The following is a 23453-nucleotide window of genomic DNA, read 5'->3' as shown; positions in this document are numbered from 1 at the left end:
GTCGATACTTTTCCGTGCCCAAATGAAAAATCATTTCACATCGTTAACAATGTCGAGCAAGGTAGGTCCCATTGACACAAGCTCTTGTCAAAAACAGCATTCTTCCGTTGCCGCCGTTGGTGGAACCGGGACCGGCGCTTTCCAGCGAGGAGCTTGAACGCTACTCCCGCCACGCCCTCATGCCCCAGATCGGGCTGGAGGGACAGCGCCGGTTGCGCAACTCCAAGGTGCTGGTCATCGGTGCCGGCGGCTTGGGATCGCCCGCATTGCTGTATCTGGCGGCCGCCGGCGTGGGAACGCTGGGCATCATCGACGACGACACGGTGGAACTGAGCAACCTCCAGCGGCAGGTGATCCACGGGGTGGCCGATATCGGCCGCACCAAGCTGGACTCGGCCCGCGACTCGATTGCCGAGCTCAACCCGGGTGTGGAGGTGGTTCTGCATCCGGTGCGCCTGGATTCCACCAACGCCCTGGAGATCTTCGCCGGCTATGACATGATCCTGGACGGTGCGGACAACTTCGCCACGCGCTACCTTGTCAACGACGCCGCGGCGCTGATGGGCAAACCCTATGTGTGGGGTTCGATCCTGCGCTTCGACGGACAGGTGAGCGTCTTTTGGGCCAAGCACGGGCCGAACTACCGCGACCTTTACCCGGAGCCGCCGGCCGCGGGCACGGTTCCGTCTTGCGCCGAGGGCGGGGTCTTCGGGATGCTATGCGCCTCGATCGGGGCGATGATGGTCACCGAGGCCGTCAAGCTGATCACCGGGGTCGGTGAAACATTGCTGGGCAGGCTTCTGGTTTTTGACGCGCTTTCTTCGCGCTGGCGCGAGCTGGGCATCGCCAAGGACCCGGAGGCGGAGCCGATCACCGAACTGGTCGACTACGAGATGTTCTGCGGGCTCGGCGCAAGTGAAGAAGAAGCTGTCGCGGACGATGCCCTGGTCTCCGTTGACGGCCTGGCCGAACGGCTGGGCAGACGGGAAGCGGGGGAGGAGGACTTCGTGCTGCTCGATGTGCGCGAGCCGGTCGAGTTCGAGATTGCGCGCATCGAAGGAGCCGTGTTGGTTCCGCTGGCCGGCATCAAGGACGGGACCGCGCTGGAGCTGATTCCGCGCGGCGTACCGCTGGTGGTGCACTGCAAGTCAGGCGTGCGTTCGGGACAGGCGCTCAAAGCCCTGGTCGCGGCCGGCTACACCGATGTGGCCCACCTGGATGGCGGGATCGATGCCTGGCTGAGGGCGGAAAGCCGGGTGCGGACCTAGGTTGGTTCAACCTCGGATCGCAGCATCGTAATGTGGTCGGTGATAATGCGCTGTTCGCCCTGCGTCCACCGCCTGGCCTGCATATCAAGCACGGCGCGTGCCTGGAGCTCGTCCATGCTCAGCAGCTTGGCCACCGCGGTGCGGGCCTCGTCCTGGGTTTGGGCTATTTCGATGGCGGAGAACACTTCTTCGCGCCGCTCGAAGGCCTGCACCATGGCTTCAAGTATGTGCAGCTCGGCGCGGGTCTTGTCGTGCGGGTCCGGTTCCATGTCGCCATCATGCCATGGACGTGGCGCACCCACTGGCCCCCTGGTGCCGCGCTGCGGGTGGCACCAAGGGAGCGTGGGGAAGGTCGGCTATCCGCGCGCGGCGCGGTTTAGGCCAGGGTGGCCGTGTCGATCACGAAGCGGTAGTGCACATCCGAGGCGAGCACCCGCTCGTAGGCCTTGTTGATGTCCTGGGCCGCGATGACCTCCACCTCGGCGGCGATCCGGTGCTCGGCGCAGAAGTCCAGCATCTCCTGGGTCTCGCGAATGCCGCCGATCATGGAGCCGGCAAACGAACGCCGGCCGGTGATCAGCGAAAACACGTTGACCGGCAGCGGCTCGGCCGGGGCACCGACGTTGACCAGGGTGCCGTCGAGACTCAGCAGCTGCAGGAAGGCACTGATGTCGATGCCTGCGCTGACGGTGTTGATGATCAGGTCGAAGGATCCGGCGAGCACCTCGAAGGTTTCGGGGTTTTCCGTGGCGAAGTAGTTCTGGGCACCGAGCTTCACGCCGTCTTCCTGCTTCTTGAGCGTCCGCGACAGCACGGTGACCTCGGCTCCCATGGCGTGGGCGATCTTCACCGCCATGTGCCCGAGCCCGCCGAGCCCGATGACCGCGACCTTCTTGCCCGGGCCCGCGCCCCAGTGGCGCAACGGCGAGTAGGTGGTGATGCCGGCGCACAGCAGTGGAGCGGCGACGTCGAGCTCGAGGGCCGCGGGGATGTTCACCACGAAGTCCTCGTTCACCACCACGGCCGTGGCGTAGCCGCCCTGGGTGATGGTGCCGTCGACGTCCGTGGCACCATAGGTGCCGGTGTTGCCCAACAGGCAGTACTGCTCCTCGCCGGCGCGGCAGTGGACGCACTCGCGGCAGGAGTTGACCATGCAGCCAACACCCACACGGTCGCCCACGGCGTGCCGGGTGACCGCGGCTCCGACCTCGGTGACGATCCCGGCGATCTCGTGGCCCGGAACCAGCGGGTACTGCTGCGGGCCCCATTCCCCGCGCACGGTATGGATGTCCGAGTGGCAGATCCCGGAGTACTTGACACCGATCAGCACATCGTGCTCCCCGACCTCGCGGCGGTCGATGCGGGTGGGGACGAGGTCTTCCGTCGCGGACGGTGCGGCGTAGGCGTTGACTTGAAGCATGGTTCTCCGTAGTGCGATAGGAAGTTTTTCACTGCGGGACGGATCCGGTGCGGGCCCGTGCGTACCTGCCGCGTGACGGCGATGGCGGCACGGTCCCATGTGGGCACCGCGTGGTGCGTCGAAACGTCCCAGTCAATCAAACCACCACGGGGACGGCCGAGGGAGGCCCTGTTGGTACACCTATCGGCGGGGCATCCCCGGATGCTCCCGTGATGCTGTCGTCGGGGCCGTCCGGAACAACGGCGCGGGGGAATCCACGCGATGCCGGCCCGGTTGGCGGGGCAGGGAATGGGGTGGTGAGACCCGAGGCAAGGTGATTGGACGCGCCCGGTCCGATGGTCTAGCGTCAAATTCATGTCGAAGGCCGAAGCTCCAACGAAAAACCAGAACCCGCTGCTCGTGCTGGGCAAGATCAGCGCAATCCTTGATTCATTCTCGCTTCGCCAGCCGGTCCTGACTCTCTCGGACATCCGGGAAAGCACCGGAATGCCCACCTCCACGGTGCAACGCCTGGTGGCGAACCTGGTCGGCCAGGGATTCCTGGATCGGGACGGCGACGCCTTCCGCATCGGCATGAAGATGGCCTACTGGGCCGCCCCGGCCACGCGCGGCAAGGAAATCCTTGACGTGATCAACCCGCTGCTGGCGGACCTTCGGGACACCACGGGAGAAACTGCCTGCCTCTTCCGCGCCGAGCAGCAGTACCGGGTGTGCGTGGGAATGGCCGAAACCAGGCATGCGCTGCGCCGCGAAATGCACCTCGGGAAGCTGGCGCCGCTTCATGCCGGATCCGCCGGGCGGGTGCTCCTGGCCTGGAACCCCGACCTGCTGGGCACGGTGCTGGATGCCCCGCTGGAGCACTTCACCGACGCGACCATCACCAGCACCGAGGATCTTCGCGACGCGATTTCCCGCACGCGCGCGGACGGCTTTGCGATCACCACCGGGGAACGGGAAAGCGGCGCCTCGGGCCTCTCGGCTCCGGTGTTCGATGCGGCGGCGGGGCTCGTCGCTGCGGTGACCATCAGCGGCCCGACGATGCGCATGCCCCGCTCCGTGTGCGAGGGGTGGATCGAGCCGCTGCTGGAGACCGCCGAGCGCATGACCCGGCTCATTGGCGGACGGTTCCCCGGGGAAACCGTGGCCTCGCGCAGCTAGCTGGCCGGCTGCCGCAGCGCGGCCTGGACCTGGACACCGGCCCTGTCCATGTCCGCCGGAGCCGAGGCCACCATCAAGTCGGCAAAGAAGTCCCGGGCCGCACCCAGGTCCTCGCCGAGCGATCCCACCACGGCAAAGACCGGCACGCGGGGTGCACGCGCAGCCACGCGCTGCAGGATCACCGAGATGATCTTTCCGCCCATGGTCTGTCCGTCGAGCCGGCCCTCGCCGACCACCACGGCGGTGGCCCGGGTCAGGTGCCGGTCGAAATCCACCGCGTCGAGCACGAACTCCGCTCCGGAGACGAGCTTGGCACCGTAATGCGACCACATGCCGCCGGAAAAACCGCCCGCGGCTCCGGTTCCGGGTGTCCCGGACGGGTCGCGGGGGAAGGAGCTCACCTGCTGCCTCAGTCTTTCGGCCAGCAGCTCCACGGTGGCCGGGTCCGCGCCCTTTTGCGGGCCGAAGATCCGTGCCGCATCCAGGAATAGCGTGGTGACATCCGAGAGCACGGTGATTTCCGCGCCGCGCAGGCCCCCGGACTCCTCGATGGCGCGCACCGCGCCGGTCCCGCCGTCGGTCGTGGCCGATCCACCGGCCGCCACCAGGATCTGCCGGGCGCCGCGGGCCACGGCCTCGGCGATCAGCTGGCCGGTGCCGTAGGTGTCGGCGGCGAAGGGATCGCGGTCCCCGGAATGGGGGACATGCAGCCCGGAGGCCTGCGCCAGCTCGACCACGGCGGTGGAACCTGCCAGGCCGAGGGTTGCGGTGACCGGTTCTCCCCAGGGGTTGCGAACCCGAACCCGGACCGGCACCGCGCCGAGTGCCGCGCACAGCGCGTTGAAGGTTCCCTCGCCGCCGTCGGCGACCGGGAGTTCCAGCGCCGTCCCGCCGGCACGCCGCACGCCGGCGGCGATGTGCCCGGCGACCTCGGCCGCGCTGAAGGTCCCCTTGAAGCTGTCCGGGACGATGAGCACGCTCATGCGTAGACCTCCGGGTTCACCGGGTGCGCGGGGACTTGCCCGGTGGCCATGGCGATGGCGTTCAGAGCGCTCAGCCGCGCCATTTCGGCGCGCACCGGCACCGTCGCGCTGCCCACGTGCGGCAGCAGCACGGTGTTGGGCAGCTGTGCCAGCCCTTCTGCCAGCTGCGGCTCGTTCTCGAACACGTCCAGCCCGGCGCCGGTGATCTGCCCCGTGGACAGAGCATGCACCAGCGCCTCCTCATCGACGATGGGACCGCGGGCAGTGTTGATGAGGATGGCCGTCCTCTTCATCCGTTCCAGCACGTCCGCGTCCACCAGGTGGTGCGTGCCGGCGTTCAGCGGAACATGCAGGGACAGGTAGTCGCTGGAGGCCACCAGCTGGGACCAGGGAACCTGGCGCACCTTGCCGGCGAACTCGCCCAGCTCTTCCTGGCTGACAACCCGGTCCCCGGGTGGGCGCGGGGCAAAGAGGATTTCCATGCCGAATCCCAGTGCCCGCCTGGCCGTGGCCCGGGCGATGCGCCCGAACCCGGCAAGGCCCAGCGTCTTGCCGGAGACGTCGGAGCCGAGCATCAACTCCGGTTCCCAGCCGGTGAAGCGTCCCTCGCGGACGAGCCTGTCCGCCTCGACGACGCGCCGCGCGGTGCCCAGGACCAGCAGCATGGCGATGTCGGCGGTGGCGTCGGTGAGCACCCCGGGGGTGTTGGCCACCGCGATCCCGTGCTTGGTGGCCGCGGCAACGTCGATGTTGTTGTAGCCGACCGCGTAGTTGGAGATGCCCTTGAGCCGGGCCCGGGCCAACAGCGGCGCATCGATCCTGTCGCGCAGCTGGGTGAGCACCACGTCATAGTCCCCGCTCGCGCACAGCGCATCGAGTTCGGAGTAGGTGGGCGGTGCATCCAGGACGGTCAGTTCCCCGGCCGAGGCCAGCATTGACGGCGCGGGCTCCGGCAGGGGCGTGGTGAGCAGGATCCGTGCCCCCACTACAGCGCACCCTCGCAGGCTGGGGCCCGGTCCGAGACGATGACCCACTCGAAGGCCGCGGCATTGGACCGCGCCCCCTGGGCCGACTTTGAGCGGTTGGGCTCGCCGAGCTCCTCCAGCAGGTCCTCGGAGAGTTCCACCAGCCCGGCGAAGGCCTGTGGATCTAGCCATTCGGGCCGGGTGGCGAAGAGGATGTCCTCGCTGGAGGTGTTGCCGCTGGCGCCGGGGGCAAATGGGCAGCCGCCCAGCCCGCCCAGGGCCCCATCCACCACACCGGCTCCGGCGCCGATGGCGGCAAGGGTGTTGGCAACGCCCAGGCCCCAGGTGTCGTGGCCGTGGTAGACGATGCGCCGTGCCGGGGTCTCGTCGCGGACCCGTGAGATCAGGCTTGCCACCTGCGCGGGGACCGCCTGGCCCAGGGTGTCGCAGATGACGATGTCGCAGGTTCCCTCCGCGCGCGGGTCGTTGGCGATGTCCAGGACCCGCTGCTCGGGCACCTGTCCGTCGAAGGGGCAGGTGAAGGACGTGGCGATGCACAGCTGGATGCGGCCGTCCACGGCCCGCGCGTACTCGATGGCCTGCGGCAGGGCGGCGAGGCTGGCCTCGGTGCTGCGTCCGATGTTCGCCTGGTTGTGGGCGTCGGAGGCCGAGAGGCAGTACTGGAAGTTGCGGATGCCGGCCGCCGCTGCCTTGGCGACGTGTCCGGGGGTGGCGACCCAGATCCAGCACTTCTCCAGTTCCTCGGCGGTCAGCGCCGCGGCGACCTCAAGGGTGTTGGCCATGGGCGGAACCAGGTCCGCCCGTGCCATGGAGCCCAGCTCGATTTCCGGCACGCCCAGGCGGATCATTTCGCGCACGGTTTCCACTTTGCGTTCTGTGGACAGCAACTTGCCGGTCAGCTGCAGGCCGTCGCGCAGGGTCACGTCGCGCAGCACGGCGCGGGGTTCAAGGGTGTGGTTCATGCCGGGGTCCTCTCGGGGTTTGATGCGTTGGCGATTTCGTCTGCGTCCATGCCCAGGAGGCCGCCGAGCACCTCCTGGGTGTGTTCGCCGAGGTCCGGGCCTAGGGTGCGGATCGGCAGCGAGGTGCCGCCGATGACCGGGACGATGCCGGGGAACCCGACGCCCTCGATGATCTCCTCGCCCGTGGAGACGTCGAAGGACTGGATCATGTTGCGGGCGGTGTATTGCGGTTCGTTGACGATGTCCGCGGCGGTGTAGATGGGACCTGCCGGGACTCCGGCGGCGTCGAGCATCCGAAGCGCCTCGGCCGAGGGCAGCATCGCGGTCCACACTCCGATGGCCGCGTCGAGTTCGATGCGCCGTTCCCAGCGTTCGGCGTTGGACTGCAGGGTCGGGTCGTTGCCCAGGTCGGGGCGCCCGATGGTTTCCATGTAGCGGCGGAAGATCGCATCCCCGTTGCCGGCCACCACGATGCTGGCGCCGTCCTTGCAGACGTAGGCGTTGGACGGGGCGATGCCCTCCATCCGGCCGCCCACCCGGGTGCGCTTGTCGCCGTAGGCCCCGAGGTCGGGGATGAGGGATTCCATCATGGAAAACATGGCTTCGTGCAGGGCCACGTCGATGACGCGTTCGCCCAGCGGCACCGTCACCGCAGTGCCGCGGCGGGTCTCGCGCTGGAAGAGGGACATGACTGAGCCGAAGGCCGCATAGAGTCCCGCGATCGAGTCGCCGATCGAGACTCCGACGCGCACCGGGGCGCGGTCGGGATCCCCCACCAGGTTGCGGAATCCGCTGAAGGCCTCGGCGACCGCGGCGAATCCGGGGCGTTCGGAGAGCGGGCCGGTCTGGCCGAAGGCGGAGATCCGGGTGATCACCAGGTCGGGGTTCGCTTCGTTGAGGACCTCGGGGCCCAGGCCCCACTTCTCCAGGGTGCCGGGGCGGAAGTTCTCCAGCAGGATGTCGCACTGCTTGACCAGTTCCAGGACCGCCGCGCGCCCGGCGTCGCTGCGCAAATCCAGCACCACGGACTTCTTGTTGCGGTTGATCGTGCGGTACAGCATGGACACGCTGCCCTTTTTCAGCCGCCAGTTGCGCAGCTCGTCTCCGGTTCCGGGGCGCTCGACCTTGATGACCTCGGCGCCGAAGTCGGCCAGCAGGCGGCCGGCGGTCGGGGCTGCAATGTAGTTGCCGAGTTCCAGGACCCGGACTCCGGCCAGGGGGGCAATATCTTTTTCAGGCAATGGGTGGACTTCCTTGGGTGTTCGAAGGGGGAGTGCTAGATGAAGATGGACAGGACCAGGACCACGAGCATGGCCACGACCGAGGCAACGGAGACCCCGAAGGTGACGGTCTTCAGTGCGCCCCTGACCGATTGGCCCAGCAGCGACTGCAGCAGCCAGAAGGTGTTCGAGGTGACGTGGACCATGAACAGCGAGCCGGCGCCGGCGGCCAGGGCGATGAGCACCGGGTCGATTCCCAGGACCGGTGCGATCGGTGCGAGCAGGCCAGCGGCAGTGATGGCGGAGAGGGTCACGGATCCCACGGCGATGTGCAGGATGGCGGCGATTCCCCAGACCACCAGCAGCGGGGCCACGGCGCTCGCCGAAAAGAAACCACCCAGGATGTCGCCGAGCCCCGCGGCTGCGACGGTGGCAGCCAGCGAACCGCCCACACCGGTGAGCAGCAGGATCTGGCCGCTTTCCTTGAAGCCCGAGGCAATGGCGTTCTCGACGCTCTTTTGGCCGACGGTGTAGCGGCCAACCAGGGTGGTGCCGATCAGGCCGATTAGCAGCGCGACCACCGGGTTGCCCATCAATTGCAGCGCGGCGATTTCCGCACCGAGGATCTCCACCAGTGCGCCGCCGGCAATGAGGGCCAGCGAGAGAAGCAGGGGGGTGAAGAGCAGGAGCAGGGGGGCTTCGCGTTGCGTGTCTTCGGCCACGGCCACGGTGCCCGGGGTCTGCCGCGGCTCCGTGGCTTCGGGCCCGGAGCCGGCAGTCGTGGACGAAATCCCGTAGGCGCCGGGACCGTGGGGCTCGCTTGGCTGGGCCTGCGGGAAGTCCTCTTCCTCGAAGATGTGTTGCTCATCGCGGTCCGCTTTCCAGAATCCGCGCTTGAACAGGAACGTCATGATGGCAATGGAAATAATGATCGTAGGCACGACGACAAGGAACCCGAAGATCAGCATTTTTCCCAGGGGGACGCCGAGCAGGCCGGCCAGGGCCAGCGAGGCAACACCGGGAACCATGAAGACAATGCCGCACTCCAGCGCGATGGCCATGGCCGCAGCCATGCGGGCCGTGCCGAGCTTGCCGATTTTCGGCGCCATGCGCCGGGCCAACGGCGCGGAGATGACCAGCAGCACATCAAGGAAGATCGACTGCAGCGCGGTGCCGATGGCCAGGGCCATCGTGTAGGGAAGGGCCTTGGGGCCGAATACGCGAAGAAGGTGCTCGACCAGGCGTCTGATGGCACCCGTCTCATTCAGGATCGAGCCCATCAGCACACCGAAGGCGATCAGCAATCCGACCTCGACCATGATCTCGCCGAAGCCGCCGGTGATGGTCTCGATGGTCTTGGTGATGCCCAGTCCGGTCGACAGGCCCAGGTACAGGGAACCGAGAACCAGGGCGATGACTGGATTGACCTTGAATCTAACGATCAGCAGCACGGTGGCCAGGACGGCCACCGCAGTGTTGATCAGAATCGCAGTTTCTGACATGAGTTGTTCCGATCGTGAAGGAGGGAGGAATTTGCCTTGATGGTGAGCTGCACCACTTCGCTCAACTCATAGTATGGGTTGATGCTCACTATGTAAACAATCGACGTTGAATTGATCGCAGGACCTGACAAGGCGGCGACCGTCCTTGGGGGACACGCCGCCGCTGGGACCGGTGCCTCCAGCTGTTCGCGGACCCGGGCCCGTGCGTTGGCGTGCGCCGCGGGCCGCCGGCGGCAGACCAGGCTTCCTGGCCGCACCGGCACCCCAAATGCGTCACAGACAACCGTGGGGGGTGCCGTCTAGAATGTCTTAGGCGCCGGAACACCCACTGCACCAAGCCGGCGTCCCGGGGCAGGCATCCAAGGATGAATGCCGGCCCTTGCACAACCCCCTCCAGGAGATCCCCCTATGCAGCGCACCATGTTCAAGTCCAAGATCCACCGCGCCACGGTTACCCATGCGGACCTGCACTACGTCGGATCCATCACCATCGACGCGGACCTGCTCGACGCTGCGGACATCCTGCCCGGGGAACTGGTCTCGATCGTCGATGTCACCAACGGCGCCCGGCTGGAGACCTACACGATCGCCGGGGAACGCGGCTCGGGCGTCATCGGCATCAACGGCGCCGCCGCCCACCTGGTCAATGTCGGCGACCTGGTCATCATCATCACCTACGCCTCCATGACCAACGCCGAGGCCCGCGCATTCAAGCCCTCCGTGGTGCACGTGGATGAAAGCAACGCCATCCGCGCGCTGGGAACCGACCCCGCCGAGGCGCTCGCCGACGGCCTCCACACCCCGCCGTTCGCCATCTTCGCCGACGCCTAAAGGGCCCGGGTAGTTCCCCTGCCGTGAAAAGCGGCATGATGGAACCATGGAGAACAGCGCCACGCACCCCTGGACCAAGAACTACCAGCCGGGCGTCCCGGCCGAGATCGAGCTGCCCACCGAATCGCTGAGCGCGATGTTCGAGCGCTCCGTCGCCGAGGCCGGCGACAGTCCCGCCACCGAGTTCTTCGGCCGGCGCACCAGCTACCGGGAGCTCGGCGAGCAGGTGGAACGCGCCGCCGAGGGCCTGCGCCTGCTCGGGGTCCGCGCCGGGGACCGGGTCGCGCTGATCCTGCCCAACTGCCCGCAGCACGTCATCGCGTTCTACGCGGTGCTGCGCCTGGGCGCGGTGGTCGTGGAGCACAACCCGCTGTACACCTCCCGCGAACTGCGCCACCAATTCGAGGACCACCAGGCCCGCATCGTCATCGCCTGGGACAAGGCCGCCGATTCCGTGCGCCAGTTCCCGCAGGACATGCGCATCGACACCGTCATCTCGGTCAACCTGCTCGAGGCGTTCCCCGCCGTGAAGCGCCTGGCCCTGAACCTGCCGCTGAAGAAACTGCGCGCATCCAAGGCCGCACTGACCGCGGCGGCACCGGGGACCATGCCCTGGAAGGACCTGCTCAAGGCCGAGCGGCTCGATGCCGCGCATCCGCGCCCGGGCGTGGAAGACCTGGCGGTTATCCAGTACACCTCCGGAACCACGGGCAACCCCAAGGGCGCCATGCTCACCCACTTCAACCTGTATGCCAACGCCCTGCAGGGCGAGGCGTGGATGGCCGGGGCCCAGGAACGCAAGGAAATCCTCTACGCGATCCTGCCGATGTTCCACGCCTTCGGCATGACCCTCTACCTGACCTTCGGCGTGAAGAAGCAGGGCCTGCTGGTGCTTTTCCCGAAGTTCGACCCGGACCTGGTCCTGGCCGCGATGAAGAAGTCCCCGGCCACCGTGTACTGCGCCGTGCCGCCGATCTATGAGCGCACCGCCATGGCCGCGAAGGAAAAGGGCGTTTCGCTGCGCTCGGCCAAGTACTGCATCTCCGGGGCCATGAACCTGCCCGGTTCCGTGGTCGAGCTGTGGGAATCGGTCTCCGGCGGCCTGCTGGTCGAGGGCTACGGCATGACCGAATCCTCCCCGGTGGCCCTGGGCAACCCGTTCCACCCGACCCGGCGCACCGGCACCATCGGGGTGCCGTTCCCCTCCACCGACATGAAGGTCGTGGACCTGGATGACCCGGCGCTCGAGGTGGCCCAGGGGGAACCGGGCGAGCTGCTGCTCAAGGGCCCGCAGGTGTTCTCCGGGTACTGGAACAACCCGGAGGAAACCGCCAAGTCGCTCACCGCCGACGGCTGGCTGCGCACCGGGGACGTGGTGACTGTCGATGCCGACGGGTTCGCCACGATCGTGGACCGCGCCAAGGAACTGATCATCACCGGCGGCTTCAACGTCTCGCCCACCGAGGTCGAATCCGTGCTGCGCGCCCACCCGGATGTGAAGGATGCCGCGGTGTTCGGCAAGCCGCTGGATCGCGGCGGGGAAATGGTGGTGGGTGCCGTGGAGCTGGAGCCCGGCACGGAGCTGGACGAGGAGGTGCTGCGGGATCACTGCCGCACCCAGCTGGCCGGCTACAAGGTGCCCAAGCGGATCGTGGTCATCGACCAGATGCCGCGCTCGATGCTCGGCAAGATCCTGCGCAAGCAGGTCCGGGAGCAGGTCAATCCGGGCCTGTAGGACCCTGCGCGAAAGCCCCGGGACGGATGCGGTCGATGCCGCATCCGTCCCGGGGCTTCGTTTGTTTGAAGGCCTACCTGGTCGCGGTGCCGTCGGCGCCGATGGAGATTTCCACGACGTCGTCGTAGACGCGGCGTTCGGTCTTCACCAGGTTGTAGTCCGCATCCAGCACCGGGAAGAGATAGACCGGGCTGAGCTTGATCTGGGCACCCGAGCCCTGCCGCGCGATGTCGATCTGCAGGTGCCCGTAGTGCAGGCCGCCGTCAACCAGCTGCGGGGTTCCACTCTCGTCGGTGGCCCAGGTCTCGGGCTGGTTGGCCGCGGCGGACCACTTCGAATGGGTGTTGAAGCGCAGCGGCTCGTAGACGCCCTCGGCGTTCTTCACCTGCAGCTCGCCGCGCAGCCCGTCGGAGGCGACGCCCACGTCGTAGGAGTGGAAGCCCCGTCCGTCGCCGTCCTCGTCGACCCAGGAGCGCTCGAACATCTCGTCGTGGCCGGAGAGCACGGCGGCCACCCCGTGCTTCTCGAAGAGCGGGGAGTACGCGCGCATGGCCGTGCCGGACTGGTTGTCGGCGTGTTCGTGGTTCGGCGGGGTGCCGTGTACGCCCGAGGAGTACGCAGCGTGGTGGAACTGGACGATGACGATCTGTCCCTGCTCGCGGGCCTCGGCCAGCTGCGCCTCGGCCCACTTCCACTGCGCTCCGCCGACGGTCATATTCGGCAGGTCCGAATCCTTGGCGGTGGTTCCGGCAAAGACCTCGGTGTACGCCTTGTCGTAGTCGGCGTCGGTGAACTCTCCCTGGGTGTCGGTGGAGAGGTTCTGGGCTGTGAGGTTGGAATCGTCGCCGGAGAAGGGTTCCCCGGAGAGCGTCCCGGTCCTGGTGTTCTCGTCCGGTTCGCCGTTGGTCGAATCCAGGGTCAGCACCGTCACCGGCCCGTGGTCGGTGCGGTAGTAGGAGCCCTTGGCCGCCGGGTTGGCGGGGTCCCCGTCGTTGTCGAAGTAGGAGAGGTACTTGTTCCGCGAGATCACCGCGGGGGACTGGTCCTCCGGCGTGCCGTAGCCGCCGTTGATCCCCGCATAGGTCTCCCAGTTCCCCAGCGCCGTCACCAGCGGGACGTTGGAGGCCAGGTCGCCGTGCTCGCCGGCGAAGTAGCCGAAGAACTCGTCCCAGGCCGGCTGGTATCCGGCGCCCTGGACCAGGTCGCCGGAGATGAGCATCAAATCCGGGTCGGCGGCCTCGATGGCCGCCATGTTTTCGCGCATCGCGGTGTCCTGGCTGAGCGGGTAGCGCAGCGTGAAGTCGCCGTAGCGGGTGGTGGAACCGAACTTCTGGGCCCAGGCCGAACCGGCTCCGGGGCGCTGCTCGGGATCTTCCGTGTACCCGTTGGCCGGGTTCAGTTCCCATTCGCGGTGCTCGACGCGGCCCATCGGTTCGGTCTCGGAGTCGGAGAACGCGATCAGCCGCAGGTCCTCCCAGGAATCGGCATCCGGCGCGGTGGTGAACGTGGCTTCGTGGAGTTTTCCGCCCTGGTTGACCGTGTAGTTGTAGTCCTTGCCGGCCTTCAGGTCCTTGACCGTGAGCGTGTGCTTGTAGTTGCTGTTGGCCTTGAGCCAGGAGCCTTTCACCAATCCGGCGATGGACTGGTCAAGTTCCTTCTGCGTGTATTCCATCAAGGGCAGGTACTCGGGAACGGAAACTAACTTGAGCTGGTTTCCGGATCCGCGGCCCTTGCCGTTTCCGATGCCCGGACCGGTGACGGTCAGCGTGCCCGGATCGGCGGTTTCACTGATCCAGCTGATGGTCATGGCGTCCGCCTTGGGATTCTGCAGGTAGGGCAGGATGCGGAAACCTGGTTGGGCGTCACGGGCGCCGATCATGGTGCTCGCCGGGGCGGGAGCGGCGCCGGCCGGTGCGGCCAACACCGGACCGGCCAAAACGGCAAGGGCCAAGGCGGCGGACAGGGACTTCTTCATGGCGTGCCTCACGGTGCGGTGGTTGGATGGCGCGGCCGGGGGAGAGCGGTGCGCGCATTTATCTTCCACGACCCGGGCCAACCTCCGGTGGCGTCCAGGTGTACGGAAGGCGACCGGGCATTGACCCTCGCGAAGTGCGCGATGGTTGCCCGCGGCGTCGCATACCCCCTTGCGGCCCGACACGCGCGGACATAGGTTTGGAGGAGTCATGGCCATTTTCTTGGGGGAGAAGCTTTGGATCACTATGAGTTCTTGGGGGTGGGGCGCTCCGCATCGCCCAATCAGATCAACGCGGCCGCAAGGTTGGCGATCTGGCGCAATCGAAGCGATGCCCGACTGACCGAGCGGATCATGGGCGCCTGGTACATCGTGGGGGACCCGGACAGGCGCTTCGATTACGACTTCTGGTTGCTGACCGGGCCGTCGCCGGGCGAGTCGTACCCGCCGGTCGAACGAGGTGTCGCCGCGTCGGACGTTGCCGAACCCCCTGTGCCTCCCGCGGCACCTGTGGCTGCTCCGCCGCGCCGGGTGACGGGTCCGTTGCCGCCCGAACGGGTGGCTGGCATTCCGGACCGGCAACTGCGCGAGGCCGAACCCGAGCCGCCGGCAACGCCCGGGCCCACGGGCACCGGGCCGGTCCCGCCGGGCGACGCACCGGCCGCAACGGCGCCGCGATTCGACCCGGAACGGCTGTCCTGGTGGGAAGAATCCTTGGGAGGGGAGGAGAAGATCGGGCCGGGCCACAACCTGCTGCGCGTGCTGGTCGTCCTGGGGCTCGTGGCCGGGGTGCTGGGATCGATGCTCATCCTGGTTGCGGCACCGGCTCCCATCGCGCTGGTGCCCATTGGGCTGTGCGCGGCCGGCCTGGTGCTGGTCAGCCGTTTCTGGCCATATGCAGCGACGCGGCGGTCGGTGGACCAACGCGTGTTTGGCGTGGGTGGCGGGGCGCTGTCCAACGGCCGGAGCCGGTTCAGGAAGGAAAACATCGCCAAGGGCGTGATTGGGGAGCGCCGCACCGCGCTGGCCCTTGAATCGCTGTTGCGCATCCCGGGAACCCGGATCTTCCACGGGCTCCGCTTTCCGGGCAGCAGCGTCGCCGACATCGACCATGCGGTGGTCAACGGGGACCGGGTGCTCTTCATCGATTCAAAGTTCTGGAAGCCGGGGGAGTACCGGTGGCTGGATGCCGACAAGCTTGGATACGTCCGTGGACGGCGCGTCGACCGGCGGGATATCCACATGGACCATGTGCAGCGCCATCCGCTGACGTCCAGCGCCGCGACAGAGGTCGGTTGCCACGTGCTGATCCACCCCAACGACGAGGGCGCGATAACGTTCACCGCCGGGGCACACATTTCCCCGACGGGAATATCGGCAACCGGAATCCAGGACGGGATCGAGATGATCGGACGCTGGCTGATGCAGGGACAAAAATGCGGGTTGGTCGACCGCTACGTGATGGCCCGGATGATCGCGCTGCTGAAGTAGTGGTTAAAGCGGTCAGGGGTGGATGCCGCAGTGCGGCATCCACCCCTGACCTGGCGGTTATTCGGCCGCAGAGTGCGTCAGGACCTGGACCTGGTCGGCAAAGGTGACGGACAGTTCCGACTCCCCGCCGGTGACGGTGGTGTCCTGGCTGCCCTCCACGTACGCCCACGGTCCGGAGGGGCACGAGCCCAGCTTCGGACCGTCGGACTCGGTCACGGAACTCGAGCCGTCCGCCAAACCGGTGAGCAGGAATCCGGTGACCTTGTCCTGCGGGTTGGTGCGGGCCTCGTAAAGCAACTCTCCGGTGGTGCCGGCCAGGACGACATGTTCGCGGTCCTGGAATTTCCCGTTCTTCGAGTTGAAGCACGACCACGTCGTGGTCGACGTGGTTTTCGCGTTCAGGGCGAATGACACGCCCTCGTGGTTGGCCTGCAGGTCGTGGTCGTTCCAGCCGAACGCGTCCTGCACGTCGCCCTTGCCGACGAATCCGACGCCGGTGGAAGGATCCACCGTCCAGACGGCCGATGCCGGGGCGGCGACAAACAAGGCCGCTGCTGCGAATCCGGACATGGCAAATAGAGCCATGGATTTCTTCATGGTATCCCCCAAGATTAAGTTATTTCCCCAATGATGCGGCCAAAATGGTCGCTGACGTGGACATTAGCAGATGGGTATGCGCCATGTAAATGGCACGGGCAATCCGCGGGGAAATCGCCCGGTTTGGAGGGCCTTGCCGGTGCAGACAGTGGTCCGGATCGCGGCTAGGCTGGGCCTCAAATACCGGAAATCCGGAGCACGGCACGCCGCACGAGTAGCAGGAGAACGGCCATGGCCTACACGCACAGCATCACCGTTTCGCTGGAGTGGGAGGAAGCAGTGGCCCGCACCAAGGAGGCCTTGGGACGACAGGGCTTCGGGGTGCTCACGGAGATTGACATGAGAGCCGTCCTGGCAACGGAGATCAGTCCGGAATCGGCCAACCGAATCGGCGACTACCTGATACTGGGTGCCTTCAACCCCCACCTGGCCAATCGCGGGCTGCTCACCGAACCCGAAATCGGGGTGTTGCTGCCGTGCAACGTGGTGGTTCGCCGGGCCGCGGACGCCACCGAAACAACGATAGAAACCATCGATGCGCAGGTCTTGGCGCGAGTCAGTGGAAACCCGGCAATACGGGAGGTCGCCTCCGACGCAGACACGCGGTTGAAGGCGGCGCTGGACCAGTTGCGCGACGCCTGAAAGCCCGCGACGGTGCCGATTGCGGCGGACCATTGAACGACGTCACGACAGCCGCCGCACCGAACATCTAGAGTTGCGGCACACAGGCCCCGGTGCCCAGAAGGGCAAGTCCCGCCCGGTCTCCATCGGCCAACGCCGTGGTTCCCACGTTGTCATCATGCATCAATTGGCCGGGGTCATCGATGTGGCCCAGCCCCACCACGTGCCCGAGCTCGTGGATGATGACCGCACGAAGAAGCGCGGGGCCCTGACGGTGCGCCAGCAACGGAGCCAGCGCGGGTGCATCGAGTTTCACCTGGCCGGCAACGTAGACATAGGGTTGCCCGGGGACGTGGGCGTAGGCGCTGCCTCCCAGTCCCGCCACGTCTCCGGCCAGGTCGGGGGTTTCCTCCGGGGTCGACCAGGCGATCAGGACTGGTGCCCAGCGCTTGCCGTAGCGCTCGGGCTGGTACTTTTTGCGTTGCTCGGTGGGGGCCTCGGTGGTGGAACCGTCGTAGATGAACCGCAACCCCGTGGCGGCGGAAATCTCGGCGACAGCCTGGTGGATGAGCGTCTCGCCGCCGACGGGGGAGCCTTCCGTGCGAATGACGTAGCGGACGGGCCGGCAGGGATCGTATGCGACGAAGTCCTGGCCGGGATCAGGGGAATCCTGCAGCCGGAACGACCCGGAGCCCGTGGCGGCCGGCGGTGTGCCCAACGGCTCGGTGGCCGCATCGACGCCGCGCGGGGGGACGTTGGAGCCGGGAACCGACGGTGCGAGTGCCGGCATGATGTGGCGCTCGAGGAGCACGGGGCTGTAGTAGAGCCCCACGAGCAGTGCGATGACCACGCCAAGGTTCCAGCTGCGCCGTGGACGTCGCAGGCGAGGACGCCTGAACGAGCTGCGGGCGGGTCTTTTCAGCGGAACGACGCTGGCATAGGGTTCCTGGCCGGCCGCCTCGTCAAGTGCCCATTGCGGAACCCGCCCGCTGGGCGAGCGCAGCGGCTGCCCGGCCCGGCCCGGCTCCCGAATCCTGGTTCCTGTTTCCACGGTTTCTGCTGCGGCATTTTCCCCCCAAGGTTGGCGCCCGTGCGGGGCTCCCCAGCCCCTGCAACACCAAGCATAGGCGGAAGACGCAAACGGGGTGGGTGGGACCCATGGTCCCACCCACCCCGTTCCCCGAGGGCTACGCCGCGAGCGCTGCTTCCTGCCGTGCCGAAACCCGTAGGCCCGACCCGTCGGCGGTGACCGCAACGGTCCCGCCTTCGGCCAGCTCGTCGCTGACCAGCAGGTCCGCGATCCTGTCGTCAAGCTCGCGGGCGATCACCCGGCGCAGCGGCCTGGCGCCGAGCTCCGGCTCGTGGCCGGCCTCGGCGATCCAGCCGACTGCAGCCTCGTCGACTTCCAACCCGATGCCGTGTGCGGCGAGCCGGGCCTCGGTGCGGCGCAGCTGCAGCCGCACGATTTCCCGCAGCTGCTCGGCCTCCAGCTTGCGGAAGAGCACCGTCTCGTCGATCCGGTTCAGGAACTCCGGGCGCATGGTCTCGCGCAGCCGGCCCATCACCTTGGCACGCAGCTCGCGCTCGGACCCGGCCCCGGAATCGGAACCGAAGCCCAGCGGGGCGCCGCGGCTGGCCAGGAACTCCGAACCCAGGTTGGAGGTCATGACTATGACCGTGTTGCGGAAGTCCACGGTGCGGCCCTGCCCGTCGGTGAGCCGGCCGTCGTCGAGCACCTGCAGCAGCAGGTTGAACACGTCCGGGTGTGCCTTCTCCACCTCGTCCAGCAGCACCACCGAGTAGGGACGCCGGCGCACGCGCTCGGTCAGCTGCCCGGCCTCGTCGTAGCCGACGTACCCCGGAGGGGCGCCGACCAGGCGGGAGACCGTGTGGCGCTCGCCGAACTCGCTCATGTCGAACCTGACCATCGCCGACTCGTCGCCGAAGAGCGAGGCCGCCAGTGCCTTGGCCAGCTCGGTCTTGCCCACGCCGGTGGGGCCCAGGAACAGGAAGCTGCCCACCGGCTTGCCCTCGTCGCCCAGCCCGGTGCGGGAACGCCGCACCGCCTTGGCGACGGCCGCCACGGCATCATCCTGCCCGACGACCCGCTCGTGCAGCTCCTCCTCGAGCCGGGCCAGGCGTCCCTTCTCGTCCTCGGTGAGCCGTGCGGCGGGGATGCCTGTGGCGCGGGCGATGACCTCGGCGATCTGCGCCTCGTCGACCACCGCCGACGGGGCCTCCGCGGTGCCCTCCTGCGCCTCGGCCAGGCGGGTGCCCAGTTCCTCGGCCTCGTCGCGCAGCTTCGAGGCGTCCTCGTAGCGTTCCTCGGCGACCGCGCGGTCCTTGGCGGCGCCGAGTTCGGCGATCCGCGATGCCAGCGCCTCGGTGTCCACGCCGGCGGGGCGCTTCAGGCCCAGCCGGGCACCGGCCGTGTCGATCAGGTCGATGGCCTTGTCCGGCAGGAACCTGTCGGTCACGTAGCGGGCCGACATTTCCACCGCGGCGCGGATCGCCGCGTCGGTGTAGGTCACCTGGTGGTGTTGCGCGTAGCGGTCCTTGAGCCCGTGCAGGATCGCGACGGCGTCCTCGATCGAGGGCTCGCCGACGGTCACCGGCTGGAAGCGGCGCTCGAGGGCAGGGTCCTTCTCGACCTTGCGGTATTCGGCCAGCGTGGTGGCGCCGATCAGGTGCAGCTCGCCGCGGGCCAGCCGCGGCTTGAGGATGTTCCCGGCGTCCATGGAGCCCTCGCCGCCGCCACCTCCGGCGCCGACCACGGTGTGCAGTTCGTCGATGAAGACGATCACCTCGCCCTCCTGCGCCGCAATTTCGTCCAGGGTCTGGGTCAGGCGTTCCTCGAAGTCGCCGCGGTAGCGGGTGCCCGCGACCATGGCCGGAAGGTCGAGGGAGACCACGCGCTTGCCGGCCAGCTGGTCCGGGACCTCGCCGGCGACGATGGCGCGAGCCAGGCCCTCGACGACGGCGGTCTTGCCGACGCCGGCCTCGCCGATCAGCACCGGGTTGTTCTTGGTGCGGCGGGCCAGGATCTCAATGGCCTGCTCGATCTCCTTTTCGCGGCCAATCACCGGGTCCAGCCCGTCCTCGGCCGCCCGGGCGGTCAGGTCCATGCCGAACTTCTCCAGCATCGGGGTCTGGCCCTTGGCGGGAGCACCGGCCTCGGAGGGCTTGCCCGGTGTCGTGCCGGAGGGCTGCTGCTCGGTGCCCTCGGCAGCTGCCTGCAAGGACTGCGGGGTGACCCCGGCGGCGCCCAGCACCTGGCCGGCGGGGGACTCGGTGTTCAGCACGAAGGCCAGGAAGAGGTGTTCGGGATCGATGTAGGTGGAGCCGAAGGCGCGGGCCACCTGGTAGGCATCCAGCAGCGCACGCTGGGCGGATGGGGTCAGCGCGGGAGTGGAATCGGAGCGCTGCGGCCCGGATTCGGGCAGGCGCTGTTCGGCGTCTCGGGCAATCGCCGCAGCGTCCGCGCCCGAGCGGCGCAGGGCCTCACCAACGGGCTCGGTCTCGAGCATCACGCGCAGCAGGTGAAGCGCGTCGATGTCGCTGTGGCCGTGTTCGACGGCGAATTGCGCGGCACGGGTCAGCACCTCGTGCGTGTGGCGGCTGAGCAGCCGGGTGATGTCGACGGGGCGCCCGAAGCGGCTGGTGCGCTGGCCTTGCAGGTAGCGCGCCAGGAAGTCCTCGAAAGAGCCGTTTCCGGCGTCGGCCGGGCCAAAGAATGCTGGCATGTTTCCTCCTATGGATACTTGAGTGCCATTGACTCAAGTTAACGCGGATGCAAACAGGATATTCCCGGCTACCCTCCCCGGAGGGTTATGTTCGCCGAGGGCGAGATGTGCACCGGGGGCTCGCTGGACGCTTGCGATTTACAGCCTTGCCTTGGCGATAGGCTCAGAATATGAACTTCGCATTCCGTCAGGTTGATGTGTTCGGTGGGGACCCGTGTCTCGGTAACCCGGTTGCCGTGCTCCTGGACGAGGAGGGGCTCGACGATGAGATGCTACGCAGGTTCTCGGTTTGGTCGAATCTGTCGGAATGCACGTTCGTGTTGCCGCCCACGGTCCCCGGAGCGGACTATCGTGTGCGCATTTTTAGCCTGAATACCGAGTTGCCCTTTGCGGGGCATCCGACGCTTGGAACGGCGCGGGCCTGGCTGGATGCAGGCGGGATCCCGGCGACTCCGGATGTTGTTGTGCAGGAGTGCGGTGCAGGCCTGGTGCCCGTGCGCATCGATGGAGATCGGCTCGCTTTCGCCGCGCCGGAACGGCTGCGCTCCGGACCCGTTGCTCCAGGCATGCTCGCTGATTTGATCGGGATCCTCGGGATCGAACCCGAGCAGGTTGTGGATGCCGAGTGGCTCGACAACGGGCCTGGCTGGGTGGGGCTACTGCTCGATAGTGCACGCACCGTGCTCGATCTGCGCCCCGACGCGTCCGGGTATCCGGGCAGGTGGGACATCGGTGTGATCGGCCCCCACCGACCGGACTCGGAAGCGGTGTTCGAGGTGCGTGCGTTCTTCACCGAGGGGGAGGAACCGCTGCGCGAGGACCCGGTGACTGGAAGCCTCAACGCCTCGGTGGCCGAATGGCTCATCGCCACCGAGCGCGCCACCGCACCGTATCTTGCCGCGCAGGGAACGGCGATGGGGCGACAGGGGCGAATTTACATCAGTGGAGAGAATGGCAAGCTGTGGGTCGGGGGACGGGCCAAGGTCGTCCTGTCCGGGTCCGCGGACCTCGAGTAGGTCGCCACCGCTCCCCACGTGCGTCTAGGGCAGAGGGAATTCTTCGGCGGCTAGTGCGAGGTGGGTTGAGGCCCAGCACCGAACGACGGGGCGGGCTTCGCTGCGGACCCTTGGCAACAGACCGGCTGGAGGAGGGTGTTTTGGGGAAGGCCATGCTCCGCCCGTATGGGGGAGTGTTGCACGTCACGGAAGGTTCGGGAATCGCGGGGGCCGCCACGCGGTTGGCTCTCATTGACGTATCAAGCACAGCCCCCGAAACAGGAGACTCCCCATATGGCAACCACAGTCCTTACCCTCGTCGGTTCGTTGCGCAACGGCTCGACCAACCGCCAGCTCGCCGAAGCCACGGCCCTGAACGCCCCCGCCGGCGTCGAGGTCAACGTCTTCGCCGGCCTGGAGAACATCCCGTTCTACAACGAGGACCAGGACATCGAGGGCCAGGTTCCCGCCGCGGCACTTGAGTTGCGCGCCGCCGCAGGTGCGGCAGACGCCCTGCTGCTGGTCTCCCCGGAATACAACGGCACCATGCCCGCCGTCCTGAAGAACGCCATCGACTGGCTGTCGCGTCCCTTCGGCAACAGCGTCGCCAAGGACATGCCCGCAGCTGTCATCGGCACCGCCTTCGGCCAGTACGGCGGGGTCTGGGCCCAGGACGAGGCCCGCAAGGCACTGAACATCGCCGGCGCCAACGTCCTGGAGGACGTCAAGCTGTCGATCCCGAACTCGGTGGTCCGCTTCGCCGAACTGCACCCGAAGGACGACGCAGAGGTCGCCGGCCAGGTCGCAGCGGTGCTCGAGGGCATCCGCGCAGTGGCCGAAAGCAACTGATTTCCGATTTCCCGCGTTGACCCGCCAAGGGTCGATGCACCACCTGTGGCGGGCACCATTTCCCAAGGTGCCCGCCATGGCTGTCTTCGGCGCCGCTATTGCCCAAGACCAAGGCAAGTAACCGTGGGGCCGGTGCCCGGGCCGCTGGTTAGGATGAACCCCATGAACGATGTGATGATGCTGCGCTTCCTGGCCGCCCCGACGGACGTGTCCGAGGACGGCACCACCGTCCAGGCCGGGCGGGTGCTCGAATGGATCGACAAGGCCGGGTACGCCTGCGCCGTGGGCTACTCCGGCGGGTACTGCGTCACCGCCTACGTCGGGAACGTGCACTTCACCAGGCCCATCGAGAACGGCGACCTGATCGAGGTCACCGCCCGGATCGTGCACACCAGGCGCAGCAGCATGCAGGTGGTCGTCACGGTCGACGCCGCCGACGTGCGCGAACGGATCTTCAAGCCGGCCATGGACTGCATCCTGGTCTTCGTGGCGATGGACGAGAACCGCCGCGCCAAGGCCGTCCCGCCGTGGGAGCCGGCAGACGCCGAAGCCGCCCAGCTGGCCCAGGGGGCCACGGCCCGCGTTGCCGCGCGTGCCGAGATCCGCGACGCCATGCGGGCCCAGGAATACACGGAGGCGGGCACCGCGCCGCGGGAGCGGTTCCGCTTCCTGGCCTCGCCCGGCGACGTGAACTGGGGCGGGAACGCGCACGGCGGGATCGTCATGCGCTGGATCGACGAGGTCGCACGGGCCTGTGCCATGGGCTGGTGCGGCGCGGACGCGGTGGCCGTCTACTCCGGGGGCATCCACTTCACCAATCCCATCCACATCGGCGACATCGTCGAGCTCGAGGCCAGGCTGATCCACACCGGCCCGCACTCCATGCACATCGCCGTGCACGTGCGGGCGCGGGACCCGCGCGACGCCCAGTGGCGCGACACGACGCAGTGCATGACCATCTTCGTCACCCGCGATGGGTCCGGGCGGGCCTCCGAGGTGCGGCAGCTGGTGCCCGCCAACGAGGAGGACAGGCGCCTGGACGCCCATGCCGTGGACCTCATCCGGCGGCGCGCGGAGCTGAGCCCGCTGCGGTTCGCCACGGCGCGCGTCTACTGAAGGC

General features: G+C 67.6%; 20 protein-coding genes. 9 read left to right on the top strand and 11 right to left on the bottom strand.

The window, feature by feature from the left end:
• Positions 1–71 precede the first annotated feature (71 nt).
• Complete coding sequence (moeB, locus tag FPY90_RS14160) at positions 72–1268, top strand: molybdopterin-synthase adenylyltransferase MoeB (RefSeq protein ID WP_071213640.1); 1197 nt, start codon at positions 72–74, stop codon at positions 1266–1268.
• On the opposite strand, the gene FPY90_RS14155 is transcribed toward moeB, so the two are convergent.
• Together FPY90_RS14155 and FPY90_RS14150 are read right to left on the bottom strand one after the other, a co-directional pair.
• Positions 1265–1537 (bottom strand): hypothetical protein, encoded by a 273-nt coding sequence (locus tag FPY90_RS14155; protein WP_071213641.1) that lies wholly within the window; start codon positions 1535–1537, stop codon positions 1265–1267. The genes moeB and FPY90_RS14155 overlap by 4 nt on opposite strands.
• Positions 1538–1644: 107 nt before the next feature.
• Positions 1645–2688, bottom strand: coding sequence for an NAD(P)-dependent alcohol dehydrogenase (locus FPY90_RS14150; protein WP_071213642.1), 1044 nt, complete (start codon positions 2686–2688; stop codon positions 1645–1647).
• A gap of 354 nt (positions 2689–3042) precedes the next feature.
• On the opposite strand from FPY90_RS14150, the gene FPY90_RS14145 reads away from it, so the two are divergent.
• Positions 3043–3846 carry an IclR family transcriptional regulator gene (locus FPY90_RS14145; RefSeq protein ID WP_071213643.1) on the top strand — a complete coding sequence of 268 codons (804 nt, stop codon included), beginning with the start codon at positions 3043–3045 and terminating at the stop codon, positions 3844–3846.
• Here FPY90_RS14145 and FPY90_RS14140 read toward each other — a convergent pair.
• The 5 genes from FPY90_RS14140 to FPY90_RS14120 are packed head-to-tail and all read right to left on the bottom strand — an operon-like array spanning position 3843 to position 9499.
• Positions 3843–4829 (bottom strand): glycerate kinase family protein, encoded by a 987-nt coding sequence (locus FPY90_RS14140; RefSeq protein ID WP_498681713.1) that lies wholly within the window; start codon positions 4827–4829, stop codon positions 3843–3845. The genes FPY90_RS14145 and FPY90_RS14140 overlap by 4 nt on opposite strands.
• The gene (locus tag FPY90_RS14135) at positions 4826–5815 is read right to left on the bottom strand and encodes a 2-hydroxyacid dehydrogenase (RefSeq protein ID WP_083411019.1); all 990 of its coding nucleotides are present in this window, start codon (positions 5813–5815) and stop codon (positions 4826–4828) included. Before FPY90_RS14135 ends, FPY90_RS14140 begins: the two co-directional genes overlap by 4 nt.
• The gene (locus tag FPY90_RS14130; protein ID WP_498681712.1) at positions 5815–6777 is read right to left on the bottom strand and encodes a hydroxymethylglutaryl-CoA lyase-like TIM-barrel protein; all 963 of its coding nucleotides are present in this window, start codon (positions 6775–6777) and stop codon (positions 5815–5817) included. Before FPY90_RS14130 ends, FPY90_RS14135 begins: the two co-directional genes overlap by 1 nt.
• Positions 6774–8018 carry a CaiB/BaiF CoA transferase family protein gene (locus tag FPY90_RS14125; RefSeq protein ID WP_071213647.1) on the bottom strand — a complete coding sequence of 415 codons (1245 nt, stop codon included), beginning with the start codon at positions 8016–8018 and terminating at the stop codon, positions 6774–6776. The genes FPY90_RS14130 and FPY90_RS14125 overlap by 4 nt, the downstream gene beginning before the upstream one ends.
• Before the next feature lie 35 nt (positions 8019–8053).
• Positions 8054–9499 (bottom strand): GntP family permease, encoded by a 1446-nt coding sequence (locus tag FPY90_RS14120; protein ID WP_071213648.1) that lies wholly within the window; start codon positions 9497–9499, stop codon positions 8054–8056.
• A gap of 408 nt (positions 9500–9907) precedes the next feature.
• Between FPY90_RS14120 and panD the strand changes: the two genes are divergently transcribed.
• Both panD and FPY90_RS14110 read left to right on the top strand, forming a co-directional pair.
• On the top strand, positions 9908–10330 hold the full coding sequence (gene panD, locus FPY90_RS14115) for an aspartate 1-decarboxylase (protein WP_071213649.1): 423 nt from the start codon (positions 9908–9910) through the stop codon (positions 10328–10330).
• A gap of 46 nt (positions 10331–10376) precedes the next feature.
• Positions 10377–12065, top strand: coding sequence for a long-chain-fatty-acid--CoA ligase (locus tag FPY90_RS14110; protein WP_071213650.1), 1689 nt, complete (start codon positions 10377–10379; stop codon positions 12063–12065).
• Between the two features lie 73 nt (positions 12066–12138).
• On the opposite strand, the gene FPY90_RS14105 is transcribed toward FPY90_RS14110, so the two are convergent.
• Positions 12139–14040: a metallophosphoesterase family protein gene (locus FPY90_RS14105; protein ID WP_498681710.1), complete on the bottom strand. Its 1902-nt coding sequence runs from the start codon at positions 14038–14040 to the stop codon at positions 12139–12141.
• A 234-nt stretch (positions 14041–14274) separates the two neighbouring features.
• Between FPY90_RS14105 and FPY90_RS14100 the strand changes: the two genes are divergently transcribed.
• Positions 14275–15528, top strand: a complete 1254-nt coding sequence (locus FPY90_RS14100) for a J domain-containing protein (protein ID WP_498681709.1) — start codon at positions 14275–14277, stop codon at positions 15526–15528.
• Between the two features lie 57 nt (positions 15529–15585).
• Here the strand turns inward: FPY90_RS14100 and FPY90_RS14095 are convergent, their stop codons facing one another.
• A complete protein-coding gene (locus FPY90_RS14095; protein ID WP_139194736.1) occupies positions 15586–16113 on the bottom strand; it encodes a hypothetical protein in 528 nt (175 codons plus the stop codon).
• A gap of 243 nt (positions 16114–16356) precedes the next feature.
• Here FPY90_RS14095 and FPY90_RS14090 point away from each other — a divergent pair, with 243 nt between their 5' ends.
• Entirely contained in the window at positions 16357–16767 is a 411-nt protein-coding gene (locus tag FPY90_RS14090) for a DUF302 domain-containing protein (protein ID WP_071213654.1), read from the top strand.
• Between the two features lie 67 nt (positions 16768–16834).
• Here the strand turns inward: FPY90_RS14090 and FPY90_RS14085 are convergent, their stop codons facing one another.
• Both FPY90_RS14085 and FPY90_RS14080 read right to left on the bottom strand, forming a co-directional pair.
• The gene (locus FPY90_RS14085) at positions 16835–17797 is read right to left on the bottom strand and encodes a matrixin family metalloprotease (RefSeq protein ID WP_498681707.1); all 963 of its coding nucleotides are present in this window, start codon (positions 17795–17797) and stop codon (positions 16835–16837) included.
• Between the two features lie 136 nt (positions 17798–17933).
• Positions 17934–20489: an ATP-dependent Clp protease ATP-binding subunit gene (locus FPY90_RS14080; RefSeq protein WP_071213655.1), complete on the bottom strand. Its 2556-nt coding sequence runs from the start codon at positions 20487–20489 to the stop codon at positions 17934–17936.
• A gap of 170 nt (positions 20490–20659) precedes the next feature.
• Here FPY90_RS14080 and FPY90_RS14075 point away from each other — a divergent pair, with 170 nt between their 5' ends.
• The 3 genes from FPY90_RS14075 to FPY90_RS14065 all read left to right on the top strand — a co-directional run bounded on the left by FPY90_RS14075 (position 20660) and on the right by FPY90_RS14065 (position 23449).
• The gene (locus FPY90_RS14075) at positions 20660–21505 is read left to right on the top strand and encodes a PhzF family phenazine biosynthesis protein (RefSeq protein ID WP_071213656.1); all 846 of its coding nucleotides are present in this window, start codon (positions 20660–20662) and stop codon (positions 21503–21505) included.
• A 273-nt stretch (positions 21506–21778) separates the two neighbouring features.
• Positions 21779–22333 carry an NAD(P)H-dependent oxidoreductase gene (locus FPY90_RS14070; RefSeq protein WP_071213657.1) on the top strand — a complete coding sequence of 185 codons (555 nt, stop codon included), beginning with the start codon at positions 21779–21781 and terminating at the stop codon, positions 22331–22333.
• A 162-nt stretch (positions 22334–22495) separates the two neighbouring features.
• Positions 22496–23449: an acyl-CoA thioesterase gene (locus tag FPY90_RS14065; RefSeq protein WP_071213658.1), complete on the top strand. Its 954-nt coding sequence runs from the start codon at positions 22496–22498 to the stop codon at positions 23447–23449.
• Positions 23450–23453: the final 4 nt, after the last annotated feature.

Source organism: Arthrobacter sp. C2 (genome assembly GCA_024207135.1).
Classification (GTDB): domain Bacteria; phylum Actinomycetota; class Actinomycetes; order Actinomycetales; family Micrococcaceae; genus Paeniglutamicibacter.
This window is presented reverse-complemented; position numbering and strand designations above follow the sequence as displayed.